27 protein-coding genes are annotated in these 26,303 nt (G+C 70.3%); 16 read left to right on the top strand and 11 right to left on the bottom strand.

Features of this window, described 5'->3' with window-relative positions; genetic code table 11:
• Positions 1 to 7: 7 nt before the first annotated feature.
• Complete coding sequence (locus tag IPI43_02065) at positions 8 to 1,051, bottom strand: sel1 repeat family protein (protein MBK7772913.1); 1,044 nt, start codon at positions 1,049 to 1,051, stop codon at positions 8 to 10.
• A 38-nt stretch (positions 1,052 to 1,089) separates the two neighbouring features.
• On the opposite strand from IPI43_02065, the gene IPI43_02060 reads away from it, so the two are divergent.
• Positions 1,090 to 1,917, top strand: a complete 828-nt coding sequence (locus IPI43_02060; GenBank protein MBK7772912.1) for an SDR family NAD(P)-dependent oxidoreductase — start codon at positions 1,090 to 1,092, stop codon at positions 1,915 to 1,917.
• Here IPI43_02060 and IPI43_02055 read toward each other — a convergent pair.
• The gene (locus IPI43_02055; GenBank protein MBK7772911.1) at positions 1,910 to 2,236 is read right to left on the bottom strand and encodes a hypothetical protein; all 327 of its coding nucleotides are present in this window, start codon (positions 2,234 to 2,236) and stop codon (positions 1,910 to 1,912) included. The two genes, IPI43_02060 and IPI43_02055, sit on opposite strands and share 8 nt — an antisense overlap.
• A gap of 123 nt (positions 2,237 to 2,359) precedes the next feature.
• Between IPI43_02055 and IPI43_02050 the strand changes: the two genes are divergently transcribed.
• From IPI43_02050 to IPI43_02020, 7 genes are all read left to right on the top strand, one after another.
• Positions 2,360 to 4,345 (top strand): Hsp70 family protein, encoded by a 1,986-nt coding sequence (locus tag IPI43_02050; GenBank protein MBK7772910.1) that lies wholly within the window; start codon positions 2,360 to 2,362, stop codon positions 4,343 to 4,345.
• Positions 4,342 to 4,818, top strand: a complete 477-nt coding sequence (locus IPI43_02045) for a J domain-containing protein (GenBank protein ID MBK7772909.1) — start codon at positions 4,342 to 4,344, stop codon at positions 4,816 to 4,818. The genes IPI43_02050 and IPI43_02045 overlap by 4 nt, the downstream gene beginning before the upstream one ends.
• 68 nt (positions 4,819 to 4,886) lie before the next feature.
• On the top strand, positions 4,887 to 5,480 hold the full coding sequence (gene hisB / locus IPI43_02040) for an imidazoleglycerol-phosphate dehydratase HisB (protein MBK7772908.1): 594 nt from the start codon (positions 4,887 to 4,889) through the stop codon (positions 5,478 to 5,480).
• The gene (hisH, locus tag IPI43_02035; GenBank protein ID MBK7772907.1) at positions 5,480 to 6,103 is read left to right on the top strand and encodes an imidazole glycerol phosphate synthase subunit HisH; all 624 of its coding nucleotides are present in this window, start codon (positions 5,480 to 5,482) and stop codon (positions 6,101 to 6,103) included. The genes hisB and hisH overlap by 1 nt, the downstream gene beginning before the upstream one ends.
• 12 nt (positions 6,104 to 6,115) lie before the next feature.
• Entirely contained in the window at positions 6,116 to 6,904 is a 789-nt protein-coding gene (gene hisF, locus IPI43_02030; GenBank protein MBK7772906.1) for an imidazole glycerol phosphate synthase subunit HisF, read from the top strand.
• A complete protein-coding gene (locus IPI43_02025; GenBank protein MBK7772905.1) occupies positions 6,901 to 7,707 on the top strand; it encodes a hypothetical protein in 807 nt (268 codons plus the stop codon). Before hisF ends, IPI43_02025 begins: the two co-directional genes overlap by 4 nt.
• Positions 7,708 to 7,773: 66 nt before the next feature.
• Complete coding sequence (locus tag IPI43_02020) at positions 7,774 to 9,132, top strand: phosphomannomutase/phosphoglucomutase (GenBank protein MBK7772904.1); 1,359 nt, start codon at positions 7,774 to 7,776, stop codon at positions 9,130 to 9,132.
• Positions 9,133 to 9,295: 163 nt separating this feature from the next.
• Here the strand turns inward: IPI43_02020 and IPI43_02015 are convergent, their stop codons facing one another.
• Together IPI43_02015 and IPI43_02010 are read right to left on the bottom strand one after the other, a co-directional pair.
• On the bottom strand, positions 9,296 to 10,822 hold the full coding sequence (locus tag IPI43_02015) for a hypothetical protein (GenBank protein ID MBK7772903.1): 1,527 nt from the start codon (positions 10,820 to 10,822) through the stop codon (positions 9,296 to 9,298).
• Complete coding sequence (locus IPI43_02010; protein ID MBK7772902.1) at positions 10,815 to 11,177, bottom strand: cupin domain-containing protein; 363 nt, start codon at positions 11,175 to 11,177, stop codon at positions 10,815 to 10,817. Before IPI43_02010 ends, IPI43_02015 begins: the two co-directional genes overlap by 8 nt.
• A 59-nt stretch (positions 11,178 to 11,236) precedes the next feature.
• On the opposite strand from IPI43_02010, the gene IPI43_02005 reads away from it, so the two are divergent.
• The gene (locus IPI43_02005) at positions 11,237 to 12,217 is read left to right on the top strand and encodes a DMT family transporter (GenBank protein MBK7772901.1); all 981 of its coding nucleotides are present in this window, start codon (positions 11,237 to 11,239) and stop codon (positions 12,215 to 12,217) included.
• Here IPI43_02005 and IPI43_02000 read toward each other — a convergent pair.
• The 3 genes from IPI43_02000 to IPI43_01990 form a co-directional block, all read right to left on the bottom strand.
• A complete protein-coding gene (locus tag IPI43_02000) occupies positions 12,189 to 13,259 on the bottom strand; it encodes a mannose-1-phosphate guanylyltransferase (GenBank protein MBK7772900.1) in 1,071 nt (356 codons plus the stop codon). The two genes, IPI43_02005 and IPI43_02000, sit on opposite strands and share 29 nt — an antisense overlap.
• A 9-nt stretch (positions 13,260 to 13,268) precedes the next feature.
• Positions 13,269 to 14,066, bottom strand: a complete 798-nt coding sequence (locus tag IPI43_01995; protein ID MBK7772899.1) for an undecaprenyl-diphosphate phosphatase — start codon at positions 14,064 to 14,066, stop codon at positions 13,269 to 13,271.
• A gap of 67 nt (positions 14,067 to 14,133) precedes the next feature.
• The gene (locus tag IPI43_01990) at positions 14,134 to 15,063 is read right to left on the bottom strand and encodes a hypothetical protein (GenBank protein ID MBK7772898.1); all 930 of its coding nucleotides are present in this window, start codon (positions 15,061 to 15,063) and stop codon (positions 14,134 to 14,136) included.
• Positions 15,064 to 15,281: 218 nt separating this feature from the next.
• On the opposite strand from IPI43_01990, the gene IPI43_01985 reads away from it, so the two are divergent.
• From IPI43_01985 to IPI43_01975, 3 genes are all read left to right on the top strand, one after another.
• The gene (locus IPI43_01985; GenBank protein MBK7772897.1) at positions 15,282 to 16,757 is read left to right on the top strand and encodes an MCE family protein; all 1,476 of its coding nucleotides are present in this window, start codon (positions 15,282 to 15,284) and stop codon (positions 16,755 to 16,757) included.
• Positions 16,754 to 17,602: an EI24 domain-containing protein gene (locus IPI43_01980; GenBank protein MBK7772896.1), complete on the top strand. Its 849-nt coding sequence runs from the start codon at positions 16,754 to 16,756 to the stop codon at positions 17,600 to 17,602. The genes IPI43_01985 and IPI43_01980 overlap by 4 nt, the downstream gene beginning before the upstream one ends.
• A 185-nt stretch (positions 17,603 to 17,787) precedes the next feature.
• Complete coding sequence (locus IPI43_01975) at positions 17,788 to 18,648, top strand: hypothetical protein (GenBank protein ID MBK7772895.1); 861 nt, start codon at positions 17,788 to 17,790, stop codon at positions 18,646 to 18,648.
• 54 nt (positions 18,649 to 18,702) lie between these two features.
• On the opposite strand, the gene thiL is transcribed toward IPI43_01975, so the two are convergent.
• From thiL to IPI43_01955, 4 genes are all read right to left on the bottom strand, one after another.
• Entirely contained in the window at positions 18,703 to 19,605 is a 903-nt protein-coding gene (thiL, locus tag IPI43_01970) for a thiamine-phosphate kinase (GenBank protein ID MBK7772894.1), read from the bottom strand.
• Positions 19,606 to 19,679: 74 nt separating this feature from the next.
• Positions 19,680 to 21,086, bottom strand: a complete 1,407-nt coding sequence (locus IPI43_01965) for a PocR ligand-binding domain-containing protein (protein ID MBK7772893.1) — start codon at positions 21,084 to 21,086, stop codon at positions 19,680 to 19,682.
• A complete protein-coding gene (locus IPI43_01960) occupies positions 21,083 to 21,742 on the bottom strand; it encodes a gliding motility protein (GenBank protein MBK7772892.1) in 660 nt (219 codons plus the stop codon). The genes IPI43_01965 and IPI43_01960 overlap by 4 nt, the downstream gene beginning before the upstream one ends.
• Positions 21,743 to 21,762: 20 nt before the next feature.
• Positions 21,763 to 22,131, bottom strand: coding sequence for a hypothetical protein (locus tag IPI43_01955; protein ID MBK7772891.1), 369 nt, complete (start codon positions 22,129 to 22,131; stop codon positions 21,763 to 21,765).
• A 273-nt stretch (positions 22,132 to 22,404) separates the two neighbouring features.
• Between IPI43_01955 and IPI43_01950 the strand changes: the two genes are divergently transcribed.
• The 4 genes from IPI43_01950 to IPI43_01935 are packed head-to-tail and all read left to right on the top strand — an operon-like array spanning position 22,405 to position 26,294.
• Complete coding sequence (locus tag IPI43_01950; GenBank protein MBK7772890.1) at positions 22,405 to 22,887, top strand: division/cell wall cluster transcriptional repressor MraZ; 483 nt, start codon at positions 22,405 to 22,407, stop codon at positions 22,885 to 22,887.
• Positions 22,853 to 23,749 carry a 16S rRNA (cytosine(1402)-N(4))-methyltransferase RsmH gene (gene rsmH, locus IPI43_01945; protein MBK7772889.1) on the top strand — a complete coding sequence of 299 codons (897 nt, stop codon included), beginning with the start codon at positions 22,853 to 22,855 and terminating at the stop codon, positions 23,747 to 23,749. Before IPI43_01950 ends, rsmH begins: the two co-directional genes overlap by 35 nt.
• On the top strand, positions 23,746 to 24,057 hold the full coding sequence (locus tag IPI43_01940; GenBank protein MBK7772888.1) for a cell division protein FtsL: 312 nt from the start codon (positions 23,746 to 23,748) through the stop codon (positions 24,055 to 24,057). Before rsmH ends, IPI43_01940 begins: the two co-directional genes overlap by 4 nt.
• Positions 24,054 to 26,294 (top strand): transpeptidase family protein, encoded by a 2,241-nt coding sequence (locus tag IPI43_01935; protein ID MBK7772887.1) that lies wholly within the window; start codon positions 24,054 to 24,056, stop codon positions 26,292 to 26,294. Before IPI43_01940 ends, IPI43_01935 begins: the two co-directional genes overlap by 4 nt.
• Positions 26,295 to 26,303: the final 9 nt, after the last annotated feature.

The following is a 26,303-nucleotide window of genomic DNA, read 5'->3' as shown; positions in this document are numbered from 1 at the left end:
GCCCAGGCTAGCGCTCGGGTTTCGCAGGCTTCGCGGCCTTCGCGGGCTTGCGGCGCGCCTTGGCAGGGGCCTTCACCTTCTTGTCCTTCGCCTTCTCCCGCGCGCTGCGCGCGTACCAGGTGAGTCCATACTTCTCGGCCAGGCGGTCGCGCGAGAACGCGTCCGCGCCCAGCTCCGCGGCGCGCTCGTACAGCTCGCGCGCGCGCGCGTCGTCCACCGCCACGCCGAGGCCCTCTTCGTAGGCCCTGGCGAGCTCGCGACAGCCGTGAACGCAGCCTTTGTCGGCGGAGGCCTGGTAGAGCTCGATCGCGCGCACGGTGTCTTGGGTCACGCCCTCGCCCAGCCGATAGCGGTCCGCCAGCCACGCCATGGACTCGGCGTGGCCCTGATCGATGCACACCTGCCGCGCGGGCAGCTGCACCGCGAGCGGAGCCTTCGCGCGCTCGAGCAGCTCGCAGATGCGCGTGGGCAGGTACTCACGCTGCTCGCGCGTGAGCACTCCTTCGGCGGCGCGCTGAGCCAACGCCAGGGCACCCACAGGGTCGTCCTTCGTCTCGAGGCGCGAGAGCGTCAGCAGCGCGTCGGCCCAGCCCGCGCTCGCGGCCAGCTCCAGCCAGCGGCGTGCCTCCACATCCGGCTGCTTGGCCGCGGGGAGCCAGCCGAAGCCGTTCTCGGTGGTGGCCACCAGCACGTCTCCCCGGCTCATGCCCATCCCGTAGATGTGCCCCACGACGGCTTGTGCCCAAGGCTCGCCCGCTCTTGCCAGCGTGAGGACCTCGCCGCGGGCCTCCGGGCTCCAGTCGTTGTTGGTCAGCTCGGTCACCAGACGCGAACCGTCGCCCCGCTTTGCCAGCTGGATCGCCCAGTGAAGCCCCACGTCGCGGCGCGCGACCAGCCGCGCCATGGCCAGTGTGTGGCCCGCCTCGGCGGCCTGCGTGAAGAGCCGATAGGCCCCCTCGGTGCGCGCTTCGATGTCGGGCCCCTGCTCGCGGAAGTACGGCTGCATGGCCATCGCGGACGCGAAGAGGGCGTCGGGATCGGGCTGGGTCATAGAGACGCACGGTACACCTGCGTGGTAGCGTCCCGCGCATGAAGAAACTCCCTCGGGATGCTCGTGCGGTCGTGACCGGAGGCGGCAGCGGCCTCGGCCGGGCCATCTGTGAAGACCTGGCCGGGCGCGGCGCGCGCGTGCTGGTCACCGACGTGAACCTCGCCACCGCGGAGGAGACCGCGGACACCCTGCGCCGGCGCGGCAGCGAAGCCCACGCCATGCAGGTGGACGTGAGAAAGCCCGACCAGGTGGAGGCCATGGCCAAGAAGGCCACGGACCTGTGGGGCGGCACCGACGTGCTCGTGAACAACGCGGGCCTCGCGGTGGTGGGCGAGCTCGGGAAGATCCCCATCGAGGAGTGGCAGTTCCAGGTGGACGTCAACCTCATGGGCGTCATCTGGGGGTGCCACTACTTCGGGCCGCAGATGGCGGCGCGCGGCAACGGCTACATCCTCAACGTGGCCAGCTCGGCGGGCCTGCTCGCGGCGCCCATGATGGGCCCCTACAACGTCACGAAGGCGGGCGTCGTGTCGCTCTCGGAGACGCTGTTCGCAGAGCTCGGACCCTCGGGGGTGGGCGTGTCGGCGCTGTGCCCCACGTTCCTGCGCACCAACATCCACAAGGACGCGCGCTCCTTCGGCGGCGGCACCGGCGAGACGACCAACAAGCTGATCACCGAGGCCAAGTGGAGCGCCGAAGAGGTCGCCAAGGTGGCCATCGACGAGCTCTTGGAAGGCACGCTGTACATCATCCCGCAGACCGATGGGAAGGTGCTCTGGCGCGCCAAGCGCGCGCTGGGCCAGAACTTCTATGCCGCGTTGCGCACGGCGTTGAAGCGCGGCGGCCTCGAGACCGTGTTCAAGTAGCGGACGCGGCGGAGCGCGGCAGGCGTAGCTCTACTTCGCTGCCGTCACACACGGCCTTGAGCCCGCGGACACCACCCACGCAGGCGGCGCCGCGCAGTGCGAGCGTGGCGAACAGCATGCCCGTCGAGGCCTCCACCACCTCGACGCGCACCCGAGCTCCCGGCGCCTCGCCGGGGAGCGCGGCCTCGTAGTTGTGGACGAGCACCAAGCTCGGCTCGAACGTGTCGATGAACGCGAACGTCAGCTGGGCGAGCGCGACGTCGTGCTGCGACCCATCGTCGAGCGCGACCCGCAGGGTCCCCTCGCAGTGCAGTGGCATCGTCCGAGCCTACCGCAAACCACCCTTTGGGAAGACGGTTGTCGAACCCTCGCACTGGACTTTCACGCCCATGCTGCTCTCCGCGTGATAGGCTGCAGCCTCGGAGCGTTTCACGGAGAAGGCATGTCAGGTCTGGTGTTGGGCATCGATCTCGGGACCACCAATTCGGTGGTGGCGGTGGCGGACGGCGGCTCCGTCCGGATCCTCGCCGATGATGATGGGCGCGAGCTGCTTCCCTCCGTGGTGTCGTTCCATCCCGGCGGTGAGGTCCTGGTGGGCTACCCCGCCCGCGACCGGCGCATGCTGGACGCGCGCAACACGTTCTACTCGGTCAAGCGCCTGCTGGGCCGGCCCTTCGCCTCCGACGAGGTGCGTCGCGCGCGTGAGCGCTTCGCCTTCGAGCTGGCGGCCAGCGACAACGGCGGCACCGTGGTGAAGACGCGCGGCGAGACCTATGCGCTCAGCGAGATCTCGGCCTTCGTGCTCCGTGAGCTGCGCCGTATCGCCGAGGCCGCCACCGGGAAGCGCTGCTCGCAGGCCGTCATCACGGTGCCGGCCAACTTCAGCGACCTGCAGCGTAACGCCACCATGGCCGCCGGTCGCGTGGCGGGTCTCGAAGTGCTGCGCGTGCTGAACGAGCCCACCGCAGCGGCCCTGGCCTATGGCTACGGCAAGCAAGGTCGTGAGCGCGTCGCGGTCTTCGACATGGGTGGAGGAACGTTCGACGTGAGCATCCTCGAGCTGTCGGGCGAGGTCTTCGAGGTCATCGGGACCGCCGGCGACAGCTACTTGGGCGGCGACGACATCGACGGTGCGATCGCGGACGTGATGGCAGAGGAGTTCCTGCGGCAGCACCGCATGGACCCGCGCACGGACCCGGAGTCGTTCGAGCGTCTGCGCGCCGCGGCCGAGTGGGCGAAGTGCGAGCTGACCGACCAGGACGAGGTGGAGCTGCGCGTGGAGGAGCTGGCCATCGGCGCCGCGGGGCAGGCGCTCGACCTGCGCTTCACGCTCACGCGGCGTGCGCTCCATCAGATCGCGCAGCCCATCATCGCGCGGACTTTCGACGCGTGCGAGACCACCATGCGGGCGGCGGGCTTGCGCCCGAGCCAGCTCGACAACGTGATCCTGGTGGGAGGCTCCACGCGTATGCCGTTGGTGCGCTCCATGGTGGCGGAGTACTTCGCGTGTGACCCGCGCATCGAGATCGACCCCGATGTGGTGGTGGCGCACGGGGCGGCGCTCCAGGCTGCGTCGCTGGCCAGCGGGCGTCGCTCGCAGCTGGCCAAGGTGGCGTTGCGCAAGGTGCACATGGAGCGCGTGGCCACCACAGGGCTCATGGCCGCGCCCGGCGCCGTGGTGCCCGGGCTGGTCAGCGCGGCGGCCGACGAGGGCTACCGGCCACAGCAGCCGGCCTCTTTCTCCTCGCTCCGGCAACCACCCCCCAGCATGCCGCCGCCACCCAGCGCGGCCGCACGTCAGGTGCGTCCAAAGGACCCTTCGGAGGAGTTCGAGCTGCTGGAACTGGACGAGCTCGAGCCTGCCCCACCATCTGCCCCGCCGGTGCGGGTGCAGCCCGTGATGAACATCACCGGCTCGCCACCCAAGTACATCCCGGTGCCGGAGGCAGCGGCCCCCGAACCCGAGCCCGCAGGGCCTCCGCCGCTGCTGTTGGACGTCACGCCGCTCTCGCTCGGGGTGGAGACCGTGGGCGGGTTCTGCCACACCGTCATCCCGCGCAACACCGCCATGCCGGCCGAGAACACCCAGACCTTCAGCACGGGCCGCGACGGTCAGACCTTCATCTCGGTGCGCATCTGCCAGGGCGAGGAGAAGAGCCTCGAGTCCAACCAGGTGCTGGGTGTGGTGGAGCTGGACGGACTGCGCGACGCCGCGCGAGGGAGCGTGCGCATCGACGTGACCTTCGTCATCGACGCGGACGGCGCGCTCGCCGTGCAGGCGCGCGACCTCGAGACGGGGCGTGAGCAGGCCGTGCGCATCCGGCGCGTGGGCGAGCTGGACGAGTCCGAGCTCGATGCCCTGCGCGACCGCATGGAGGCGCGCTTTCGGCGCGGTGGTGAAGTGGTGGCAGAAGACCCGCGGCCATGAGCGATCCCCTCGACCAGCTGGACTACTACACCCTGCTGCAGGTGGCCCCGAACGCCACGGCCGACGCCATCCGCGCCGCGTTCCACCAGTTTGCCCTGCGCTACCACCCGGACGGCTACACGATGGCCAGCCCGGAGGACAAGGCGCGCGTGAACCAGATCTACCGGCGTGGGGGTGAGGCCTACCGGGTGCTGTCCAACGCCAGCGGGCGTGCCGCCTACGACGCCGGGCTGGCCGAGGGCAAGCTGCGTCAGACGGCCGCCGCGCCCGACGACGGCGGCGCGAAGGAGCGGGCTGCCAAGCGCAACGTGAACCTCAAGGCGCGCCCCTTCTGGGCCAAGGCCCAGACGGCCATCCGCGATGCGCAGTGGGGCCAGGCCAAGCTCAACCTGCAGATCGCCTTGGGGCATGACCCGGACCACCCGCTGCTGACCGAGCGCATGGCCTTCGTGGTGGCCCAGCTCACCCGCTAGCCGGTGTGGCCCGAGCGGGCCGCCGTTTACCTGCGGGGGAGCGGGTTTCGGGCTATGGTCCGGCCGTCATGACCCGACGAGCCGACCTGCATCGCAAGACCAGCGAGACCGACATCCGCGTGGCCGTCAACCTGGACGGCACCGGCCAGGCCCGCGTCGAGACGCCCATCGGCTTCCTCACGCACATGGTGGAGCAGATCGCCCGCCACGGGCTCTTCGACCTGGACGTGGTGGCCAAGGGCGACATCCACATCGACGGGCACCACACCACCGAAGACCTGGCCATCACGCTGGGCAAGGCCGTGGCCGAGGCGCTGGGCGACAAGCGCGGCATCCGCCGCTATGGCTCGGCCACGCTGCCCATGGACGAGGCGTGCATGACCTGCGCGCTCGACCTGTCGGGGCGGCCGTACTTCGTGTGGCGCGTGCCCATGCCCAAGGCGTCACTCGGTGGCTTCGACACGGAGCTGGCCGAGGTCTTCTTCGAGGGCTTCGTGCGCGGCGCGCAGTGCAACCTGCACATGCGGCTGCACGAGGGCGAGAACCTGCACCACATCATCGAGATCGGCTTCAAGGCGTTCGCCAAGGCGCTCCGCGAGGCCACCGAGATCGACCCGCGGCAGTCCGGCGTCCCCAGCACCAAGGGCACGCTCACCGAGTGATGGCCAGCGCGACGAAACCGGTCACCATCGCCGACCTCGGCCTGGGCAACCTCCACAGCGTGGCGCAGGCGTTCACGCGCGCGGGCGTGGCGGCGCACATCACGCGTGATCCCGATGAGCTGCGGCGCGCCGAGCGGCTGGTCTTCCCCGGTCAGGGCGCCTTCCGCGAGTGCGCCGAGATGCTGGCCACCGACGTTGGCCCCGCGCTGCGCGACTTCATCGCAAGTGGCCGGCCGTACCTCGGCATCTGTCTGGGCATGCAGGCGCTGTTCGAGACCAGCGAAGAGTCGGAGGGGCAGGGCCTCGGCGTCTTTCCAGGCCGCGTGGTGCGCTTCGCGCCCGAGATGCACGACACCGCCACGGGCGACCGCCTGAAGGTGCCGCACATGGGCTGGAACCAAGTGGACACCGCGCACCCCATGCTGGAGGACGCCGGCTGGTACTACTTCGTGCACAGCTACTACGTGGTGCCCAGCGACCCGTCGTTGGTGGCCGCCACCAGCGACTACGGCGTGCGCTTCTGTGCCGCCGTGGCGCGCGACAACGTGTTCGCGTGTCAGTTCCACCCCGAGAAGAGCCACCACGCCGGTGCCCGTTTGATTCAGCGCTTCCTGGCGCAGTAGAGAGCCACCACCATGCTCGCGAGACGCATCATCCCCTGCTTGGACGTGAAGGACGGCCGCGTCGTGAAGGGCATCAACTTCGTGGGCCTGCGCGACGCGGGCGACCCTGTCGAGTGCGCCGCGCGCTACAGCGAAGGCGGCGCCGACGAGATCTGCTTCTTGGACATCACCGCCTCGCACGATGGTCGCCGCACGCTGTTCGAGTTGGTGGAGCGCACCGCGCGCGCCATCGCCGTGCCGCTCACCGTGGGCGGCGGTGTGCGCGAGCGGCGTGACGTGCACGACCTGCTGCACGCGGGCGCAGACAAGGTCAGCACCAACAGCGGCGCCGTGGCCAACCCCAGCTTCGTCGAAGAGGCGGCGCGCGCCTACGGCAGCCAGGCCATCGTGGTGGCCATCGACGCCAAGCGCGTGAGCGCCGCGGGCGAAGCGGCGCGCTTCAGTGTGTTTACGCATGGCGGTCGGCGCGACACGGGCCTCGACGCCATCACCTGGGCGCGGCGCGTGGTGGATCTGGGTGCGGGCGAGATCCTGCTCACCAGCATGGACCGCGACGGAACGCGCGACGGCTACGACATCGAGCTGACGCGCGCGGTGGTGGACGCCGTGAGCGTGCCCGTCATCGCGTCGGGGGGCGTGGGCACGCAGGCCCACATCCGAGACGGCTTCGTCTTGGCGCACGCCGACGCGGCGTTGGCCGCCAGCATCTTCCACGACGGGCAGTTCACCGTCGCCGACGTAAAGACGTACCTGCTGGGCGAGGGCGTGCACGTCCGGCCGCCCGAGGCCGAGGCGTCGTGAACGAGCCGGGTGAGATCAGCGTCGCGCGCGTCATCGATCTGTGCCGGGAGCGCGACGTGCGCCTGGCCTACGAGATCGGCGCGTTCGTGGTGTTCGAGGCGTGCGAGGCCGTGCTGGCCCAGCCGCGCGCGGTACGCGCTGGAGACGTGTGGGTGTCGCCCGAGGGGGCGACGCGCGTCGCGCAGGGCCGCCCCGCAGATGGCGCCGAGGCGGCTGCCGCCCTGGCCGAGTTGCTGGCGGCCGTGCTGGTGGTGGCCGGCCAGGAGGTGCCCGGCATGCTGATGCACCTGGTGGACGTGCCGCAGGCCCGCAAGCTGGGTCTCGCGGGCTACCGTGACGAGCTCGAGGCGGCGCTCGTGCCCTTGAACCGCGCGGCGGCGAGGCGCGTGCTGGCTCGCCAGCTGCGTGAGCTGACACGTCCCAGGGCGGGCACCCGGCCGGGAGATGGCGCGGGCACTGGTCCCGAGGATGCCGTGGCCGCCGACGCGGACCTCGACGCTCTGCTGGGGTACGAGGCGCCCCCTGCGGACAGCGAGCCAGAGGCTCGGGCGGCGCCTTCGGAGCCCCCCGCACCAGCGCCACCGGCCGTCATCCCAGAGCGCATGAGGGAACCCACGGCCAGCGCCGCGCTCGCGGGTCCGGGTCCGGCGCCCGCGCCACTCGGTTTGCCACGCGATCCGGATCTCGACGGAGTCATCGAAGGGCGCGCTCAGGGAGCGTCGCGCGGTCGCCTCGCGCTCCTGCTGGTCATCGTGTTGGCCGTCGGCGCGGGTGTCTATCTGTGGTTCTCGTCGCAGGCGTAGCCTCCTTTCCGCTGGTATCCTCCGCGCGCCCTCTCCTCTAGGGCGTCCTCTGCCCGAGCTTCGATCATGAATCCGCACATCTTTCGCGAATACGACATCCGAGGCGTGGCCGACCGCGACCTCACCGACGACCTGGCCCGTGACCTGGGCCGCGCGCTCGGCACCTTCCAGAAGCGCGCCGGCCGGCGTCGCATCGCGCTCGGCCAGGACTGTCGCTTGAGCTCGCCGCGGCTCCACCGCGAGCTGCTCGGCGGTCTGCTCGAGGCGGGCATGCAGGTCACCGACATCGGCATCGGCGCCACGCCCATGATGTACTTCGCGGTCTTCCACTTGGACCTCGAGGGCGGCGTGCAGATCACGGGCAGCCACAACCCGCCCGGCGACAACGGCTTCAAGATGATGAAGGGCAAGGCGTCGCTCTACGGGCCCGACATCCTCGAGCTGCGCTCGATGATCGAGCGGCGCGACTTCGACCTCACCCTCGACGGGACCGTGACGTCGCTCGACCTCATGAGCGCGTACGCCGGCTTCATCCGCGGCAACGTGAACGTGGCGCGCAAGGACATCCGCTTCGCCATCGACGCGGGCAATGGCGCCGGCGGGCCCCAGGCGTTGGCCGCCATGCAGGCGGCGGGGCTGTCGCCGGTGGCGCTCCTGTGTGACATGGACGGGAACTTCCCCGTGCACCACCCGGACCCGAGCGACCCCCACACGCTCGAGCTGCTGCGCGACACGGTGCTGTCGCAGGGCCTCGAGCTGGGCATCGCCTTCGACGGCGACGCAGACCGCATCGGCGTCATCGACGCGCGTGGCGACATCATCTGGGGCGACAAGCTCTTGATCGTGCTCTCGCGTGCGCTGCTGCTGGACCACCCCGGCGCCGCCGTGCTGGGTGAGGTGAAGTGCTCGCAGACGCTCTATGACGACATCGCGCAGCATGGCGGGCGGCCCATCCTCTGGAAGACGGGGCACTCGCTGATCAAGGCGAAGATGAAAGAGGAGGGCGCGCTGCTGGCCGGCGAGATGAGCGGCCACGTGTTCTTCGCGGACCGCTTCTTCGGCTTCGACGACGCGGTGTACGCGGCCTTGCGCCTGCTCGAGATCGTGGCCGCCAGCGACCGCCCACTGCACGAGCTGCTGGCCGATGTGCCGGTCACGTTCTCCACCCCCGAGCTGCGCGTGGACTGCCCGGACGGCGAGAAGTTCGGGGTGGTCACCAAGGTGCTCGAGCGGTTCCGCGCCACCAACCAGGTAGTGGAGGTGGATGGCGCCCGCATCCTGTTCGACGGAGGCTGGGGCCTGGTGCGTGCGTCCAACACGCAGCCCGTGCTCGTGATGCGCTTCGAGGCGCAGTCGGAGGCGCGGCTCACCGAGATCCGCCGCGAGGTGGAGGACGCGGTCACGGCGATCCGCGCCGCCGGTTGATCCACGGTCACCGCTGGCACGTAGTCCCCTGCTAGGCGGGGGACTCTAGGAAGTGCGATCACTTGGGTTGCTGCCCACCGCTTCAGCGGTGGGTGCCCATCGCACCTTGCAGCAAGGCAGGTCGGCCCCATCTCCAACGCGTCATGATCTCTGCGACGAGGTGCTAGTCACCCCGTGCTTCGCGCGCGAGCCGCACCAGCTCCCAGTACGGCGCGCGGTAGCCGTGTTCGCGCTCGAACGCGCTGGCCGTGGTCTCCACGCGCTGCCGGATGCCCGCGTGCAACTCGTGCAGGGCCCGCACGCGCAGCGCCACGGTGGCCGTCATGCCCTCGGGCACGGGGCCCACGCGACCGAAAAGGTTCAGCAGCGCGCTGTAGCCCTTCATCACGCGCGCCATAGGCAGCATGCGCCAGTCGTGCACCACGCTGTCGCCGCGGCGTGCACCCTCCAGCAGGGCATCGATCACCGCCGCGTCCACGTGGTCGGCGAAGAGCGCCTCGGGGTCGCGCCACTCGGCCACCACCGTCAGCTTGGGGTCGTACTCGAGGTCGCTCGGACCGTGCGTCACGAACTCACGGACGCCGAAGGCGCCGAGCCAGCGCGCGGTGTCCGGATCGCTGGTGGTGGTGAGCCCCTCCCAGAGCGAGAGGCCCTCCGCACCATAGGCGGCGGACACCACCTCGGAGCAGAACTGCTGGCTCGGGTCGCGCCGATTGCCCTCGAAGTCGTACGGGATGTGGCGCGCGAGCGTGGCCTCACGAGCGCGCACGGCCGCAGCGTGAGCCAGGTCTGGGCGTGCGCGCAGCGCTTCATGGTCCGCGCGCGGACGCAACAACATCACCCGCAGCTTGTGGTCGCTCAGGTAGCGCTCGATGCCGGCCACCACCACGCCGCGCTCGATGTGCGCCTCGATGGTCTCCACCTCGCCCGAGGGGGCAATGTGCAGCAACGCCACGTGCGAGAAGTTGCCCGGGTAGTCGTTGCCGCGCGCGATGAGCGCCGACGTGGGCGCGCCGCCACGCGACACCAGGATGTCGCCGCTGTGCACGGTCACGCCACGCAGGGTGGCGCTCGGGGCCGCCGACGTCTCCGCCACGCCCTCGCTGAGTGCCGGCATCGTGTCTGCGGGCATCTGAAGCAGCACCTCTTCGAGCGCGGCGCGGCTGCCATAGAGCGTGCGGTAGAGGGCCCGACGTGCCACCGGGTCGCTCGGCGGGAGTGCGCGCGACAGCTGCTTCATGTGCTGGCGCAGCTGGCTCTGCAGCGACACCAGCTCGGCCGCGCGCGCCGGTCGGGCGGCGAGCGTGGCGGCGGCCTCGAAGAACGCCCCCTCCACCCGCAGCAGCAGGGCCTGCTCGGCCGCGCCGAGGACTGGGTGTGTCGTCAGCGACAGCGTCTGCAGCTCGGCGAGCGCCGCGACCAGCGCCCCCAGCGCCTCGCTCACGTGCCCCTCGGCCTCCGGCACCGGCATGGCGCGCACGGCCAGCGAGCGAGCCTCGAGCGCCTCCCAGACCTCGTCTTGGTTCCACGCGAACACCTCGCCGGGCGCGGGCGTGGGCGGCAGGGGGCTGGGGTCGGGGATCAGCAGCAACAGCCCCACCGCGAGCAGCGCCAGCAGCCCGAGGGTCACACGGCGCCGCCACCGCGCGGCACTCGGCTGCGTGGTGCCCGTGGCCTGTGCGTCACTCATCCCTCTTGACCGTGTCCATGGAGAACGCCGGCAGGCAGATGGCCACGTACTCGGCGCCATCGTCGCCGGGGGTGCTGTAGCGCACCCACTCACCGCGGTGCGTGACCACCGCCTGGCCAGCGCTCACCAGCAGCTCTCCGTCGGCGTGCTCCACCTTGAGCTGGCCGCGCAGCACCAGCGTGTACTCATCGAACTCGGGGGTCTGTCCGGGCTCCACCCAGCCGCCGGGCGAGCGCATGTGCGCCACGCTGAGCGCTTCGTGTCCCGAGTTGACGCGTCCGATGTACTCGTCGATCAGCTTGGGCTTGTTGCCGGCGGCTTCGACACGGGTGGGAGCAACGATGAGGGTCGGCATCCCCCGAGGCTACCGGATTTTCGTTGGACGGAGGACCCATGACGCCCCAGGTTTCGCTCATGACCCTCTCCGCGACACCACGCCCCGCCTCTGGCGCCGCGTTCGTGTTGGCGGCCACGGTGCTCTTCGCGTTCAAGGGCATCATCGCCCGCGTGGCGCTCGATACGGGTCTCACGGTCGTGGCGGTCGTCAGCCTCCGTGTGTTGCTGGCCACACCCCTCTACCTGGGCGTGGGCGCCGTCATGGCCCGCCGCGTCCCGCAGCCGCCGGTCAGCGTCCGCACCCGCCTCGAAGCCATGGGCGTGGGCGCCTTCTTCCTCATGGCGGCGGCGTGCGACTTCTCGGCCATCGACCGCATCGGCGCGGGGCCCTCGCGCGTCATCCTGTTCTCGTTCCCGGGCGTGGTGATCATCATCGAGGCCATCCGCCTGCGCGCGCTGCCACGCGGGCTCGAGGTCCTCACCTTCGCGCTGGCTTGGCTCGGCCTCGTGGGGGTGGCGGCTCCCGATGGCCTCGCTGCCCTGCGCGGGCGCGACCTGAGCGGCGTGCTCTTCGCGTTGGGCGGGTCGGTGACCTACGCCATGTTCCTGACGGCCAGCCAGCGCAGCATGCGCGCCATGGGCTCGGTGGCCTTCACCGCGTACTCCAACATCGGCACGGCGCTGGCGCTCTTGCTGGCCCTGCCGTTCGTGCTGCGCCCCGAGGATCTCGTGTGGAACCCGCGCGGGCTGGCCTGGCTCACGCTCCTGGTGGTGGCCTGCACCGTGCTGCCCTTCCTGTTGTTGGCGCGCGGCATCGAGCGTGCGGGCGCCGGTCCAGCCAGCTTGCTCACGCTCGTGGGCCCGCCGCTGACGGTGGTGGCCGCCTACTTCCTGTTGGGCGAGCGGCTCGTCCCCGTCCAGATCGGCGGCGCGCTGCTGGTGCTGGCCAGCATCTCGTTCTTGAAGCTGCGCGACCACCAGCGCGCACGTCTCGCTCAGAGGCGCGCCGACGCTTCGCCCGCTGCGGAGCCTATACCCGTGGATCCCGTCGCGACTTGAGCGCGTCCACCACCGAGCGAACATCCTGCGCGCGCTCGCGCGGCATGATCAGGAGCGCGTCTCCGGTGTCCACCACCACGAGGTCGTGGAGCCCCACTAGCGCCACCAGCTTGCCCGCCGGCGCGCTCACGTAGCAGCCCGAGCTGTCCACCAGCACGCCATCCGCCCGCAGGGCGTTCTCGGCGGCGTCTTTCGCTGCCAGCTCGTAAGCGGTGGTCCAGCTGCCGAGGTCGCTCCAGCCGAAGCTTCCCGCGACCACGGCGATGCGCTCGGCGTGCTCCATGATGCCGTGGTCGAAGCTCACGCTCTCGAGCGACGCATACGTGGCGCCCACCACCTCGGCTTCGCGGCCCTCCCGCGCGGCGGCGTCGTACTCCGTGATCCGCGCCGCGATGGCAGGCAGCTGGCGCTCGAACTCGGCCAGCACCGCGTCGGCGCGAAAGAAGAACATGCCGCTGTTCCAGACGAAGTGGCCGCTCGCGAGGAACTGCTCGGCGCGCGCGAGGTCGGGCTTCTCGACGAAGCGGGTCACGGCACGGACGCCATCGCCCAGGCTCTCGCCCTGCTCGATGTAGCCGTAGCCCGTCTCGGGGCGGGTGGGCAGGATCCCCACGGTCACCAGCGCGCCATCGTCCGCGGCCCGCAGCGCGGTCTCGAGCGTCTTGCGGTAGGTGTCCGGGTCGCCGATGTGGTGGTCGGCCGGCAGCACCATGAGGATGGCGTTCGGGTCGCGGCGCCGCACGTGCGCGGCCGCCCAGCCCACACACGGCGCCGTGTTGCGGCCCAGCGGCTCGGCCAGGATGTTCTCCCGCGGCAGCATGCTCAGCTCGGCGGCGGTGGCCTCGGCCAGCAGCGCCGACGTCACCACCAACACGCGCTCGGCAGGCACGAGCGGTGCGATGCGCTCCACCGTCTCGGCGATGAGCGACGTCTCACCGCCCGCCAGCGGCAGCAGCTGCTTCGGACGCGACCCGCGCGAGGCAGGCCAGAAGCGGGTGCCGGAGCCCCCGGCCATGATGACGGCGAACACGGTGCGAGACATGCGTGACCCCTACCAGAAGAAGAACCAGATCGAGACCGGGACGAGATAGATCGCGAAGAGGAACAGGTTGCCCCGGTGCACGAGCCCGCGCAGCAAGAACAGGCTGGCGTAGCCTGTCACGAAGGCCACGAGCGCCCCCAAGAGCGCAGGCCAGCCCAGCGCGATGAGCTCGGCCGGGTTGCCCAGCTCCAGCAGCACCGCGCCCGCGACGGCGGGCAGGGACAGCAGGAAGCTGAAGCGGAAGGCCGCTGTGCCGGCCAGCCCCAGCAGCATGGCCACCGCGATGGTGGAGCCACTGCGCGAGAGCCCGGGGAGCACCGCGAGGCCTTGGAAGATGCCGATCAAGAACGCTTGGGGAAGGGTGGGCAGCTGCGCCTCGCCGCGACCGAGCCTCGTCAACATGACCATGACCGCCGACCCCATCAGGCACACCGCGACCACCTGCTGATCGTGGCTGAGGTGCTCCACGTGGTCCTTCAAACCCAGGCCGATGATGCCGGTGGGGATGGTCGCGACCACCACCGCCATGACCAGCCGGCCGGTCTCGGAGGCGCGCCACATGGCGAAGTCACCGCGCGGTCGGAAGGTCTCGCGAGCGAGCGAGGCGAGGTCCGCACGGAACGCGATGAGCGTGGCCAGCAGGGTGCCCGCATGCAGCGCCACGCTCAGCGCGAGGGGGGCGTCTTCGAGCCCGAAGACCCGTGCGCCGATGGCGATGTGACCGTCGCTCGAGACGGGCAGGAACTCCGTCACGCCTTGAATGAGACCAAGGGCCAGCGCGGTCAGGGTGTCGAGGGTCGCGAGCACGCCGCGTCCTAGCAGCGTGTCGCACCTCTGGCCACACGCCGGCCGGGCCGGCCCCAGCCGTGCGGGATCACTCGCTCGCTTGGAGGGTGGCGCTCACGGTCATGGTCGTCTCGTACGACACCACCCGCCCGAGGCTGGCGGGCAGCTCCACCACGGCCGGCAGCACCCGCGCCAAGCACGGCTCGAAGCCTTCCTGCGCCAGCGACTGCTGCACCAGCTCCAGCTCCGCGGGGTACGCGTCGTAGCTACCCATGTCGCGCAAGCGCGAGGAGAAGCGCACCTGGAAGCTGGCCGCCGCCTGCTGCTCGTGGCGCACTTCCCAGTCTTGCAGGAAGCAGTCTTGGGCCGCGGCCTTGGCTGCCTCGCCCTCGAGCGCGGCGATGATGGGCGCGAACGAGCTGCTCTCGAGCGGGGTCACCTCGATGGTGACCTGCACGCGGTTGGGATCCGGCCGCGCGGGGGTCTCCGTGAAGAACGTGGCCGGCGCCTCCGGGAGGTCGAACGCCCCGAGGTTGAGGCCGTCGTAGCGCATGCGCCCGAGGGCCGCGATGACGCGGCCGCGCAGATGGTCACCGGGCAGCGTCTGGCGCAGGCAGCGGTCGGCCATGCGTGCCGCACGCTCGCGCCCCTCGGCCTGGTGGGTGACGCTCAAGATGCTCTGCGCGGCGCGGCACAACACCGCGCCCGGTGGCGTGATCTCGGCCGCCTCGTAGGCCTCGATGGCCTCTTGGTAGCTGGCAGCGGCACCGGCTGCGTCGCCGGCTTCGGACTGCTGGGCCGCCGCGGCCGCCAGCAGCTCTGCCTTCACGCTGGTGCGGGCCCCCACGCAGGTGGCCTCGAGGCACACCTGGTCGGTGGCGCAGTCCGACGGCCCGCCACACGTGGCGCCCGGGATGCGCGGCGGCGTGGCGCTGCCCTCCTCGTCCGACGTGAACACCGGGTCCGCCTCTCGGTTGCCAGGGTGAAAGTCGCAGCCCACCAGCACCAGCGTGAGCATGGCGGCCAGGGGGGGGAGGGCGTGGCGAGGCGTCGATGTAGGCAAAATGAGTCCGACCGTTGAGCGAGCCCGGACGATACGGGCCCTCGCGCGGGCGGGTCAACCACCACAGCGCACGGCGCCTGCCGGGAGTCTCTCCATGGGCCGGCGGTTTTCGCCCGGGGTCCGCCGGTCTTTGCACCTCGGTGTCAGTTTTCGGCTAGGATGTCGCCGCATCGATGAATGACACTTGGAAGGCGGCCCGCGTTGGCCTGATGGTGGTGATCGGGACGTTCGTCGCCATCGCCGTCTATCGCTACGTCGACGAGCGCTCGGGTGAGAACGAGGGCTACACCGTCTACGCGCTCTTCGACGATGTGCAGGGCCTCATCCCCAAGTCGCGTGTGCTCATCGCGGGCATCTCGGTGGGCTACATCGACACCATCCGCCTCGAGGGCAACCGCGCGCGGGTGGACATCGTGATGGACGAGGGCATCGAGCTGCACGAGGACGCGCGGGTAGCCATGCGAAGCGCTTCGCTCTTGGGGGAGAAGCTGCTGGTCATCTACCCGGGTAGCGTGACCGAGCCGCTCATCCCCGACGGCGGCCAGATCCTCCTGGCGCAAGAGCCCACCTCCATGGACGCGATTCTGACCACCGTCAGTGAAATCGCCACCAACATCCGGGACGTCAGCGCCCAGATGCAGCGCTCCTTCGGCACGGACGAAGCCGGCGACCGCATGCAGAGCGCGCTGCTCAACCTGAGCGAGGCGCTCGAGGCCGTGAACCGCACCATCCAGGCCAACGAGGCCGTGGTGGGCAACACCCTGCGCAACGTGGAGGACGCCACGGAGGCTGCAGGGCCGCGCCTCATCCGCATCCTCGACAACGTGGAGTCGGCCACGCGCAACCTGGACCAGGTCATCGACGAGCGGCGCCCCGACATCGACCGCGCGCTCGGCGAGAGCGACGACACGGTGGCCTCCATTCACCGCGCGTCCGAGGAGCTGGAGCGCGTGCTGGCCGACGTCCGGCAGGTGAGCGACCGCACCGCGCGGGGCGAGGGCACCATCGGTCGCCTGACCTCCGACGAGACCCTCATCGACGAGGTCGAGGGCATCGCCGAGGGCATCGGCGGCATCCTCGGCGGCATCGGGCGCCTCCAGACCATCCTCGAGATCCGCAGCGAGTTCAACATGCTCGCGAACACCTTCAAGACGTACTTCTCGCTGCGCCTGCAGCCGCGCGAGAGCCGCTACTTCCTGATCCAGGTGGTGGACGACCCGCGCGGGTCGGAGCGGACCCGGCGCGAGACCGTGTTCCAGAACCCCGCCGGCGAGGACGACCCGCCGGTCTACACGCGCACCACCATCACACGCTCGGACGCGCTGCGCTTCACCATCATGCTGGCCAAGCGGGTCTCGTTCGCCACGTTCCGCGTGGGCATCATGGAGTCCACGGGCGGCCTAGGCCTCGACCTGCACATCCTGGACGACCGCTTCGAGCTCAACATCGACGCCTTCGCCATCGGTGTGCAAGCGCTGCCCCGCCTGCGCGCGCGCCTCAACTTCGAGCTGGTCAACCGCTTCTGGCTGGTGGCCGGCGTGGACGACGCCCTCAACGGCACGCGCGACGTGTTCCTGGGCCTGATGCTGCGCTTCAACGACGACGACCTGAAGGGCATCCTGCCCTTCGCGGGAGGCCTCGCCCCGTGACATCGGAGCCGCCTGTCGTCCAGAAGGTCGTCAGCGTGGTGAAGGATGTGGCGGCCACCCCGGCACGCCTCACGCTCGGCTTCCTGGCGGGCTTCCGTTACCCCTTCCGCGGCGCGCGCTTCGTCTACCTGCAGCACCCCGGGCTGGTCCGCTACTGGATCTTCCCCATCCTGATCACGCTCGGGCTGCTCACGGTGGTCTTCTATCAGTTGGGGCAGCACCACGCGGGTTGGGTGGAGGCCATCTGGTCGAGCCCCACCGACGACGGCTTCTGGGGTGGGGTGAAGCGCGTGGCGCACACCGTCTTCGACTGGGTCTTCACGTTCCTGCTGGGTGCGGCGGCCCTGCTCGTGGTGGCCGCGCTCGCCAGCATCATCGCCGCTCCGTTCAACGACCTCTTGAGCGAAGAGGTGGAGCGCCGGGTCACTGGCGTCGAGGGGCCTCCGTTCACGCTCCGGGCGCTGCTGCGCGACACCATCCGGACGGTGCGCGTGGAGGTCACCAAGCTCATCCTCTACGCGTTCGTGATGCTGCCGTTGTTCGTCTTCCAGTTCCTCATTCCCGTGGTGGGCGCGCTGGCCTATGCGGTCTTCGGCTTCGTCTTCACGGCCACCTACTTCGCCGTGGACTACGTGGACTGGCCGGCCACACGGCGCGGCTACGGGGTGCGGCGGCGCGCGGCCATCATCCGGCAGCGCTTCCTGCCCATGCTGGGCTTCGGGGCGGGGGTGTACCTGTTCCTCATGATCCCGCTGGTGAACCTCTTCTTCATGCCGGCTGCGGTGGCAGGGGGCACGCTGCTCTTCCTCGACATGGAGCGTGAGGGGCTGGTTCCGCCCGCGTAGCACCACCGTTGAATGGACGGTCCGCTCCGGCGTCTGACCCGTGCCCGACTGCTCCTCCACAGCCGGCGGGCGTGCCTGAGCGGTGCGTGCACCCGCAGTGGGCTTTCACTGCGGGTGCGCGTATCCTCTTTATAGTGTTGCGCAGGATCCCCCTCTTGCCGTTGAATCCCGACCCCGGAGGTCTCATGTCGTTTTCGAAGTCCACTCTCATCCGCGCCGGCGTCGTGGTGGTCGGTCTGTCCACGCTGGTCCCCACTGGCGACGTGGACGCCCAGCGCCGCCGCGGCGGCCAGCAAGGTCAGGCCGCTCAACAGCAGCGTGCACGCGTGCGCATGAGCGAGGCCATTCGGCCGTCCCTCAACGGGCTGCAGTGGGGCTGGACCCGCCAGCGCACCCTGCGTTTCCTGCGGGAGGCCCTCGAAGCCGAGTACGAGCCCATCATTCGTGACGCGCCCGGCGCCATCGAGGAAGACAACGCCCGCGCCGAGATGGGCCGCGCGGTGCGCCGCATCATGGACAGCTACTTCGAGTTCAACGGGACCGTCAGCGGTCACGACTCGAACAACCTGCGCGGTGAGTTCACTCACAACAACCAAGAAGCCATGATGCAGCGGCGCACCGCCGAGGCAGACGACTACTACTTCTTCATCCAGAACCGCCTGTGGAAGCAGTACCGGCAGTTCCTGCCCAGCGTCGTGGCGGGCACGTCCTTCGAGGACTTCGGCGCCCAGATGATCGAGCGCTTCGGGCCCTCGCAGATCCAAGAGGGCCAGCTCTACGAGACGATCGGGCGCGAGACGCGCTGGTACGAGTGGCGTGATCAGACGACACGCCTGCGCTTCGTGGACAACGGCCACACCTTCGCGCTGGTCTACGAGGACCTCGCCACCGTGGCCAACCTCACCGAGCTGCGACCCGTGGCTCCGCGCAACCCCAACCAGGGCCACGCGCTGGTGGACTCCGTGACCGCCGACCCGGACGCCGAGGTCAACGACCCGCACTCGAACGTCGCCGACCACATCACGGGCACCACGCGCGGCAACTGAGGCCTCGGCGCGTCCGCCGACCTCGGCTTCGGCACGGCCCCGCAGGGCGCTCCGCTACCACTCGTGGCGGAAGCCGGCGGGGCCGTTCGCGTCTCGCAGGCATCCCTGGGCGTCCAATACACGCACGCCCGGGGTGGCCACCACCTCCCCAATGCGTGAGACGCCCGGGAGCAGCGTGCCCACTCGCTCGCGCTGCGCTCGTGGTGCGGTGAACGCCAGCTCGTAGTCCTCGCCGCCGGTGAGCGCGGTGTCCTCGGGCTGGAGCCCATGGTGGGCGCACGCTTGGGCGAAGCCGGCCACCCGGGGGATGTCCGCCAGCCGGAGCTCGAGCCCCACCCCCGACGCCAGCGCCACGTGGGTGAGGTCTTGCAGCAGTCCGTCGGACAGATCGATGGCGCTGGTGGCCAACCCACGCAGCGCGGCACCGACGGAGAGTCGAGCACACGGGCGACGCCAGCGTCGCATGCACTCGCGCGTCGCGCCGTCGTGGTCCGTGGTGCCGGCCCGGATGGCGGCCAGACCGAGCGCGGCGCTGCCCACGGGGCCACTCACGTAGACGTCGTCCCCCACGCGGGCGCCCTGGCGCCGAAGGGGCAACGTGCCTTCGGGCATGCGCCCGAGCACGGTCGTGGTCATCGAGAGGGCGTCACCGCGGCTCACGTTGCCACCCACCACGCGCAGGCCACACACCTCGGCGGCCTCGGCGTAGCCGTCTGCCAGAGCGAGCAGCCAGTCGCGCGGCGTGCCCGGCGCGATGATCAGGGCCAGCAGCGCAGACTCCGGGTCGGCGCCCATGGCACCCAGGTCGCTGGCCGCCGCCATCAGCGCCCGATAGCCCAGGTCCTCCGCCGGCGCGAAGTCTCGCAGAAAGTGCACGCCCTCCACCGATGCGTCCACGCTCACCACCAGCGGTCGCGCGTCCGCGTGCAGCACCGCTGCGTCGTCGCCGATGTCCACCAGGGAGCACCTGCCGCGCCGTCGCGCGTGAAGCGCTCGGTCAGGGCGGAGATGAACTCGAACTCGTCCATGCGCTAGCGCACGGTGGGCAGCAGCACCGAGAACGTGGTCCCCACGCCCAGCTCGCTGGTGACGCTGATGCGCCCGCCATGCGCCTCGGCGATGCGCTTGGCGATGTTCAGCCCGAGGCCGGCGCCACCGTGCTCCCGCGTGGAGCTTCCGTCCACCTGGTAGAACGCGTCGAAGATGCGCGTGAGCTCGTTCTTGGCCATGCCGATGCCCGAGTCGCGTACGTCGAAGCGCAGCGCGGGCACGGAGTCGCCCCCCATGAGCACGGCGCCCATGCCCGACGTTTCGTCTTCGATGACGTCGCGCGCCAGCACGAGCTCCACGCGGCCCCCGTCGGGCGTGAACTTCACCGCGTTGTCCGCGAGGTTGAAGAGCACCTGGCGCAGGCGCACCAAGTCGCCGTCGAGGTGCGGGAGGTCGGGCTCGACCTTGGTCTCCACGCGGATGCCGCGCTTGTTGGCCACGGGCGCGATGTTGGACTGGACGTCCCCGAGCAGGAGCTTCGCGTCCACGGGCACGCGGTCGAGCCGAAGCGAGCTCTGGTCCATCTTGGACAGGTCGAGCAGGGTGGTGATCAGCGCGAGCAGCTGGTCCCCCTTCTCGAAGATGGTGTGCACGAACTCCTGCTGCTCGGTGTTGAGCTCGCCCACCATGCCGGACTCCAGCATCTCCGAGTACCCGATGATGCTGGTGAGCGGGGTGCGCAGCTCGTGGCTGACCGTGGCCAGGAAGTTGCTCTTGAGGCGGTCCAGCTCCTTGAGCCGCTCGTAGGCTGCGGTGAGCCGGTCGTTCTTCTCGGCCAGCTCGCGGAAGCTCTCGCGCACGCTGGCCACGTGCATCTCGCTGGTGAGGTGCGCGCGGTGGCTGCTGAACAGCAGCAGATCCAGGATGCCGCGCAGGTGCTCGATGATGCGGTCGCTGGTCTCGGTGCGGACGCGGGGCAGCTGCGCCAGGCGGTCACGCGCCTCGTGCTGCTCGATGCCCGGGTCCACGGCCAAGAGCGCGGCGGGCACCTCTCGAGTGTCCGCGGGCAGGTACGGGCCCAGCACGATGCGCCCCACGGAGCGCCCTTGGTAGAGGATGGGGACGATGCGGTAGACGGCCCCGGTGAAGCACGGATGCCCCACGATCTCCGGGCTCATGGGCGCGTTCCGCACGCCGGCCACCACGGAGCGACACGCGTCGCGGCCGCCAGGCAGGGTGTTCACGTAGCGGCAGATGCTCTGCTCTTCGTGGACGTCTGCCAGCAGCACGCCCGAGCTCGAGAAGATGCGCACGCTGAGCGAGAAGAGGTCGAAGAACGAGCGACAGACCTGCGTGAGTGCTTCGCGGTCCACCACCTCTTCGAGCTTGGCGACGTCGCCGAGGGCGATGTCGATGGCACCCCGCGTGGCGCTGGTCTCGAGGCTCATGGGCGCCCCGTCTCCAGGCGCTGCCGCACCTCGGCCATGAACGTGGACTGCTTGAGGCCGAACTTGGTCTCGAGCGCGTGCAGCCGCTCGAGGTGTGCGAACGTGTGCTCGAGCAGGCCCAGCAGCGTCTCCAGCACGCCCACGCCGCGCAGCGCGACGGCCTTGAAGACCGGCTCCTTCCCGCGCTCTGCCATGCGGTCCAGCTCGGCGTCCGTGCGCACGTTCGGCATGTCGCGCTTGTTGAACTGGATGACCAGCGGCACCTGGTCCGGGTCGAGGCCGTTCTCGCGCAGGTTCTCCTGCATGTTGAGGAAGGCGTCGCGGTTGGCCGCGGTCTCGGCGACCTGCGAGTCGGCGATGAACGCCACGCCATCGGCGCCCTGCAGCACCAACCGACGCGTGGCGTTGTGGATGACCTGCCCCGGCACCGTGAAGAGCTTGATGCGGATGGTGAGCCCGCCGGCCTCGAAGGACAGCGGCAACAGGTCGAAGAACAGCGTGCGGTCGTCACGCGTCTCGAGCGTCATCAGACGGCCGCTGGCGTGGGAGTCCACCAGCGTGTGGATGGCCTGCAGGTTGGTGGTCTTCCCGCTCAAGGCCGGGCCGTAGTAGACCAGCTTGATCGTCAGCTCGCGCGCGTTGAAGTCCAGCTGCATGGAAGCGTTCGCCGAGACTATCAGCTGCTGCCTTCAGAAACCAAGCGTGTCGCGGCGAAGATGGCCGAGCCCATGAGCAACCCCGCCACGAGCACGGCCAGCAGCAGCACGTAGCGCCGGGCGCCGGGGGCCACGGGCTGGGGCGCCTGTTGGGCCAGCATGACCAGGGCCCGCGCCATGATGCGCTGCAGCTGCTGCTCGGCCTGCTCGGCGTGCGCGGGCTCACGCTCCTTCACCCCCCGGTAGAGCGCTCCGGCGTCGGGCAGCCGCTGCTGCTGGGCGCACAGCTCGATGAAGGCCGCGTGGCGCGCCTCGCTCTGCCAGTCGGCGCGCACCGCTTCCCACGCGTGGGCCAGAGGCTCGGGCAGCGACGGTTCATGCGGAAGCATCGCGCCACTCTATCCGGTTTCAGTGGCTCAAAAGCACTGATCGAATGTCACGTGGTGGCGATGTCGATCCACCTTGATCCACCTTGATCCATTCGACGTTCGCCCGCTGAATGTGCCGTATTCATCGGCGATGCACGGCCTAGGAAGTTGACTTTTGGAAATCTGCGGCCGTACGTTCGGACCCTAGTGGTAAAAGGTGCCAAGCGGTGCCATCATCCCCAGCCGGGGTCACCGCCCCGGTCGCCACAGACCCCCAGATAGAAGGACGCAAGGTTGTTTCGAGGCCGCTACGAGCACGCGATAGATGCGAAAGGACGCACGTCCTTTCCCGCCGCGTTTCGTGAGGTGCTCAACACCAAGGGGGACGCACGCTTGGTGGTGACCACCGGGCTCGAGGCCTGCCTCGTCGCGTATCCCATGAGCGAGTGGCTCGCGTTCGAAGAGCGCTTGGCGCAGCTGCCGCAGTTCGACCGCAGCGTGGCCATGCTGCGCCGTATCTACGTGTCTGGCGCGGTGGAGTGCGAGGTCGACAAAGTGGGCCGCCTGCTCATTCCCGCGGGCTGCGCAAGCACGCAAACCTTGGCCGCGAGGCGCTGTGGGCCGGTATGGGCCGCTACATCGAGCTGTGGGACCTCGGGACGTTCGAGAGCATGCGTGACGGAGCGCTCTCGGCCGAAGACGAGCGTGAGGCCATGGCCAAGCGGCTCGCGGAGCTGGGGCTGTGAGCGCATTCAGCCACGTCCCGGTGCTCTATGAAGAGACCCTCGAGGCCCTCGCGCCGCGTGCTGGAGGGGTCTATGCCGACTGCACCCTGGGTGGGGCCGGGCACGCCGAAGGCATCCTGCTGCGCTCGGGTCCCGACGGTCGCCTGATCGGCATCGATCGCGATCCGGCCGCGCTCGTTGCGGCGCACAGCCGGCTGGCTCCCTTCGGCGGCCGAGCCACCATCGTGCACGCCACCTTCGAGCAGCTGCCCACCGTGCTGGCGGACGCGGGGCTTTCTCGGGTGCACGGCGTGCTGGCCGACGTCGGCGTCAGCAGCCCGCAGCTAGACCTTCCGGAGCGCGGCTTCTCGTTCGGACAGGACGGCCCGCTCGACATGCGCATGGACTCCTCGTCGGGCGAGACCGCCGAAGAACTCATCGCGCGCCTCGACGCGGACGCACTGGCCAACGTGATCTACGAGCTCGGCGAGGAGCGCCGCTCGCGCCCGATCGCCCGCTCGATCAAGAACGCCCAGGAAGAGGGGCGGCTGCGCACCACCGGTGACCTGCGCGCGGCCGTGGTGCGCGTCATGGGTCCGCGCAGCGGCAAGATCGACTCGGCCACCCGCACGTTCCAGGCGCTGCGCCTGGCCGTGAACCGCGAGCTGGACCAGCTGACCGCGCTGGTGGCGGCGCTGCCGGACGTGCTCGAGGACGACGGCATCGCGGCCATCATCTCGTTCCACTCGTTGGAAGACCGCATCGTGAAGTGGGCCTTTCGGGATGACCCGCGCCTGACGCCCACCACCAAGCGGCCCGTCATCGCGGGCGAGGCCGAACTAGCTGCCAACCCGCGCGCACGCACGGCCAAGCTGCGCGTCGCCCGCCGCGTGCCGCGCGAGGTGGCGCCATGAACGCGCGCTTCCTGGTGCTGTGGTTCGCTGCCGTGGTGGCCAGCGCCGCTGCGGTGGTGGTGCACCTCTCCATCCGCGCCGAGGTGGTGCGCTTGGGCTACAGCGTGGGCGACGCCCGCCGTGAGCAGCGCACCCTGGTGGAGAGCCGCAGGCAGCTGTCGCTCGAGGCGGCCACGCTGCGTCAGGCGGCGCGCATCGAGACAGTGGCGCGCGGCTCGCTCGAGATGAGCGTGCCCACGCCGGCGCGCATCATCCCCATCGGCAACGAGGAAGCGCACAGGCGGGCCACCGCGGGTAGGGTGCGATGAACAACCTGCCCTTCGCGCGGCGTCGCTGGCTGAAGGTGCGCATCGCGTTCCTGGGGCTCTTGCTCGCTGGCTTCGCGGGCCGCGTGCTGTTGCGCGCGTACTCGGTGCAGATCGCGGAGGCGCCCGTCATCCGCGAGCACGTGCAGCGGCTGCAGACGCGCAACGTGCGCCTCTCGCCCAAGCGCGGGACCATCTACGACCGTCACGGCGCCGAGCTCGCCGTCAGCGTGGACGTGGACACCGTCACGGCCAACCCACGCGAGCTGCGCGCCGCAGGTCGCGATCCGCTGGCCACCGCGCAGCAGCTGGCCACCGTCATCCGTGGACTGGACGTGCAGACCGTGGCGCGCCGCCTCAGCGAAGACCGCGCCTTCGCGTTCATCAAGCGGCACGTGACGCCGCAGCAGGCGGAGCGCATCGAGGCGCTGGCCATCCCCGGCGTGCGTCTCGAGCAGGAGGCGCGGCGCTTCTACCCCAACCGCGAGCTGGCGTCGCACGTGCTGGGCTTCGCCAACGTGGACGGGCAGGGCATCGAGGGCATCGAGCTCTTCATGGAAGAGCGCCTGCGTGGACCCGAGCGCGAGTTCGAGGCCGTGCGCGACCGCCGTGGGCGCGTGGTGTATTCGGACCACCTCCTGGACAGCACCACGCAGCGCGGGCAGGACATCACGCTCACCATCGACAAGACCATCCAGCACATCGCCGAGCGCGAGCTGGCGCTGGCGGTGCAGACCTTCGAGGCGCGCGCCGGGCACGTGGTGGTGATGGACCCGAACACGGGCGAGATCCTGGCGCTGGCCAACTACCCCACCTTCGACCCCAACTCGCCGGGGCGCTTCGATGTCAGCGCCCGCCGCAACCGCGCGGTGACCGACCGCTTCGAGCCGGGCTCCACGGTCAAGCCCTTCACGATTGCGGGCGCGTTGGCCGCGGGCACCATCCGCGCGAACCAGACGTTCGACTGCGGCGACGGCCAGATGGTGGTGGACGAAGAGAACACCATCCGTGACTCGCACCACTACCAGAACCTGACGCCCGCGCAGATCATCGCCTTCTCCAGCAACATCGGCACGGCCCGCATCGCGGCCACCATGGGGCGAAGCGGGCTCTACCGCGCCATGCGTCGCTTCGGCTTTGGTGAGCAGACGGGCCTGCCGCTCCCCGGCGAGACCGGCGGCGTGCTGCGCCACTACCGGCGCTGGTACGAGATGGACGCGGCCACCATCTCGTTCGGGCAGGGCATGAGCGTCACGTCGGTGCAGATGGCCACGGCCATGAGCGCCATCGCCAACGGCGGGCGCCTGATGCGGCCCACCTTGATCCGCCGCGTCCACGACGCCGACGGCGAGCTCGTGGAGGACAACCTCCCGCAGGTGCGCCGGCAGGTCATCCCCACGGCCACGGCGCGCTTGGTGGCGGACATGATGACCGCGGTCACCGGGCCCGGCGGCACCGGCATCGAGGCCGCTATCGATGGCTACCTGGTCGCGGGCAAGACGGGCACGGCGCAGAAGGCGGACTACGTCACCGGCGGCTACGCGCGCGACCAGTGGCTGTCGTCGTTCGTGGGCTTCGTGCCGGCGGAGAGCCCGCGCCTGGTCATCTCGGTGGTCATCGACGAGCCGCTCATCGCGCACGCCGGTGGCATCGTGGCCGGGCCGGTGTTCCGTCGTGTGGGTGAGGCGGCCCTGCGTCACCTGGGCGTGCCCCCCAACGGTGGCGGCCAGGCGCTGGCCGAGCACTCGGCGCGGCTGCAGCGTGCGCGGCGTGACGCTCGCATCGCAGCCCGCGAGGCGGCTCGTGCCGCGCGTGAGGGCCGTGCGCCCGAGGGCGTGACCGAAGGCGCCGGAGCGCTGGGCAACGACGACGGCGTGAGCGGTGACGAGGGCGTGGTCGCGGCGCGCGACGCCTATGCCGGGACGTTGCCGCCCGTTCCGGCCATTGCCCACCGCGAGCCCCAAGAGGGCGAGGTGTTGGTCCCCGACGTGCGCGGCATGAGCGCCCGCGCGGCGCTGATCACCCTGCATCGCGAGGGGCTGATGCCGCGCTTCGAGGGCTCCGGAATCGTGGTGGCCCAGGAGCCCGCACCGGGCGCGTTCGGGACGGCTGCCGCGCCCGTGCGCCTCGTGCTGCAGCGCCCGCGCTTTGACGTGGACGAGGCCATCGAGCCCGAGCAGACCGGAACGCTGGCCAGCGCTCCACCCGCCGCCGGGGCAACGTCCGGGAGGCCGCTGTGAGCCCGCTGC

This window comes from Sandaracinaceae bacterium, assembly GCA_016706685.1.
In the GTDB taxonomy this organism is placed as follows: Bacteria; Myxococcota_A; Polyangia; order Polyangiales; family Houyiibacteriaceae; genus JADJJE01.
Note: the sequence above shows the minus strand (reverse complement) of the source record. Positions and strands in the feature narration are given on the sequence as shown.

Excerpts from the sequence above, each read along its gene's own strand:
- IPI43_01955 (MBK7772891.1), bottom strand. The coding sequence starts at position 22,131 with ATGCTTCCGCATGAACCGTCGCTGCCCGAGCCTCTGGCCCACGCGTGG.
- IPI43_01990 (MBK7772898.1), bottom strand. The coding sequence starts at position 15,063 with ATGCTCACGCTGGTGCTGGTGGGCTGCGACTTTCACCCTGGCAACCGA.
- IPI43_02060 (MBK7772912.1), top strand. The coding sequence starts at position 1,090 with ATGAAGAAACTCCCTCGGGATGCTCGTGCGGTCGTGACCGGAGGCGGC.
- IPI43_02065 (MBK7772913.1), bottom strand. The coding sequence starts at position 1,051 with ATGACCCAGCCCGATCCCGACGCCCTCTTCGCGTCCGCGATGGCCATG.
- IPI43_01940 (MBK7772888.1), top strand. The coding sequence starts at position 23,746 with ATGAACGCGCGCTTCCTGGTGCTGTGGTTCGCTGCCGTGGTGGCCAGC.
- IPI43_02000 (MBK7772900.1), bottom strand. The coding sequence starts at position 13,259 with ATGTCTCGCACCGTGTTCGCCGTCATCATGGCCGGGGGCTCCGGCACC.
- IPI43_02010 (MBK7772902.1), bottom strand. The coding sequence starts at position 11,177 with ATGCCGACCCTCATCGTTGCTCCCACCCGTGTCGAAGCCGCCGGCAAC.
- hisB (MBK7772908.1), top strand. The coding sequence starts at position 4,887 with ATGACCCGACGAGCCGACCTGCATCGCAAGACCAGCGAGACCGACATC.
- IPI43_01985 (MBK7772897.1), top strand. The coding sequence starts at position 15,282 with ATGAATGACACTTGGAAGGCGGCCCGCGTTGGCCTGATGGTGGTGATC.
- IPI43_02020 (MBK7772904.1), top strand. The coding sequence starts at position 7,774 with ATGAATCCGCACATCTTTCGCGAATACGACATCCGAGGCGTGGCCGAC.
- IPI43_01935 (MBK7772887.1), top strand. The coding sequence starts at position 24,054 with ATGAACAACCTGCCCTTCGCGCGGCGTCGCTGGCTGAAGGTGCGCATC.
- IPI43_01965 (MBK7772893.1), bottom strand. The coding sequence starts at position 21,086 with ATGAGCCTCGAGACCAGCGCCACGCGGGGTGCCATCGACATCGCCCTC.
- IPI43_02045 (MBK7772909.1), top strand. The coding sequence starts at position 4,342 with ATGAGCGATCCCCTCGACCAGCTGGACTACTACACCCTGCTGCAGGTG.
- IPI43_01960 (MBK7772892.1), bottom strand. The coding sequence starts at position 21,742 with ATGCAGCTGGACTTCAACGCGCGCGAGCTGACGATCAAGCTGGTCTAC.
- IPI43_02055 (MBK7772911.1), bottom strand. The coding sequence starts at position 2,236 with ATGCCACTGCACTGCGAGGGGACCCTGCGGGTCGCGCTCGACGATGGG.
- IPI43_02015 (MBK7772903.1), bottom strand. The coding sequence starts at position 10,822 with ATGAGTGACGCACAGGCCACGGGCACCACGCAGCCGAGTGCCGCGCGG.
- IPI43_02050 (MBK7772910.1), top strand. The coding sequence starts at position 2,360 with ATGTCAGGTCTGGTGTTGGGCATCGATCTCGGGACCACCAATTCGGTG.
- hisH (MBK7772907.1), top strand. The coding sequence starts at position 5,480 with ATGGCCAGCGCGACGAAACCGGTCACCATCGCCGACCTCGGCCTGGGC.
- hisF (MBK7772906.1), top strand. The coding sequence starts at position 6,116 with ATGCTCGCGAGACGCATCATCCCCTGCTTGGACGTGAAGGACGGCCGC.
- IPI43_02005 (MBK7772901.1), top strand. The coding sequence starts at position 11,237 with ATGACCCTCTCCGCGACACCACGCCCCGCCTCTGGCGCCGCGTTCGTG.
- IPI43_01975 (MBK7772895.1), top strand. The coding sequence starts at position 17,788 with ATGTCGTTTTCGAAGTCCACTCTCATCCGCGCCGGCGTCGTGGTGGTC.